General features: G+C 69.6%; 2 protein-coding genes. One reads left to right on the plus strand and one right to left on the minus strand.

The window, feature by feature from the left end; translation table 11 throughout:
• Positions 1-222: 222 nt before the first annotated feature.
• Positions 223-630 (plus strand): response regulator, encoded by a 408-nt coding sequence (locus HUW62_RS47265; protein WP_163865264.1) that lies wholly within the window; start codon positions 223-225, stop codon positions 628-630.
• 24 nt (positions 631-654) lie between these two features.
• On the opposite strand, the gene HUW62_RS47270 is transcribed toward HUW62_RS47265, so the two are convergent.
• Positions 655-981: a PilZ domain-containing protein gene (locus HUW62_RS47270; RefSeq protein ID WP_163865263.1), complete on the minus strand. Its 327-nt coding sequence runs from the start codon at positions 979-981 to the stop codon at positions 655-657.
• Between the last annotated feature and the right edge of the window lie 354 nt (positions 982-1,335).

Here is a 1,335-nt window from a genome sequence, read left to right on the forward strand (position 1 = left end):
CTGTCAGACAGGCTGATGGGTGGGCGGGCGCGGAAGTCGGGCGTCCCCGCGGCCACGGGCTTACAGAGGACCGATGCATGGTGCTCCACACAAATGATGGGGCGACCCTGGTGTGGGTGGTGTCGGCGGGGCTATACCGCGCGCGGCAGGTGGCACCGGCAGTGGGGGTGGCGCGCCCGCGAAGCATCGTCCCTCTGAGGTTCAGAGTCGCGCCGGAGAAACATGGTTGGCATGTCCCAGGCACCCTTCCTCATCCTGCTCGTGGAGGACGAACCGGTCATCCGGGAGCTGGTGCGCTCGATGTTGAGCGACGGCTCCGTGGAGGTGGTGTGCGCGGCCAACGGGCTGGAGGGGCTGAAGCTGGCGCGCAGCCGGAGCTTCAATCTCATCCTGATGGATGTCGTGTTGCCGCAGCTCGACGGCATCTCCGCGTGTCGCATCCTGAAGAGCGACCCCGTCACCGCGACGGTGCCGCTCTACATGCTCACGGCGAAGGCGAAGAAGTCGGACATGGAGAGCGCCACGCTGGCGGGCGCGGACGGCTACATCCACAAGCCCTTCCGAGGCGCGGAGCTGATGGCGCTGGTGGAGCGGCTGCGCCAGGCGCCGCCCCGCTCGGAGCAGGCCTGACGCGACGGGGAGGGACGTCCCCGCTCAGGGCAGGCGCGGGTGGAGGAAGCGCGCCAGGGCGATGAGGTCGTCCCAGTCGAGCTCGCCGAACTCCAGGGCCACGCCGTCCGCTTCGCGGCGGCGGATGGTGCAGGTGGTGACGATTTCCTTGTCGCCCGGCAGCGGCAGGCTCAGCGTGAGCTCGCGCTGGGCGTCACCGGGGTGCGCGAGCAGGAACAGGCCCGCCATGGAGACGTCTCGGGCGCGAGCCATGACGGCGCGTCCGGGCAGGAGCACCTTCACGGGAAGGGCCGCCTCGACGCGCGGGTGGAAGCGCTCGGCGATGGGGGGTCCACCATTGGAAGTGTGCATCGGCTCGGCTCCTCACGACTGCGACAGGGTGCGACAACTCTGAGGCAGGCTGCGTGCGAGGCAAGTTTCCGTCCGCGCGGCGCCGTCCCATCGGCTGGACGCTCTTCCCGGGCCTTGGAGTTTCGTGCGCGTGCGTGTCGTGCCCAGGCGCGCGGGATTGCTTGGGTTTTCGGCTGGCACGTCGCCTGAACAGCCCCGCCTGCATCCCGTCGCCGGAGGCAGCACTTGGAACCGAACCACCGCAGGCTTCAGTCCCTCAACATCACCGCCACGATGCCCCGGCAGACGCCGCGCAACGACTTCGGCACGGTGCTGGCGCACGCGGCGCATCAGGTGGTGAGCAAGGGGGCGGGA

It is taken from the genome of Myxococcus sp. AM011, from assembly GCF_013372595.1.
In the GTDB taxonomy this organism is placed as follows: domain Bacteria; phylum Myxococcota; class Myxococcia; order Myxococcales; family Myxococcaceae; genus Myxococcus; species Myxococcus eversor.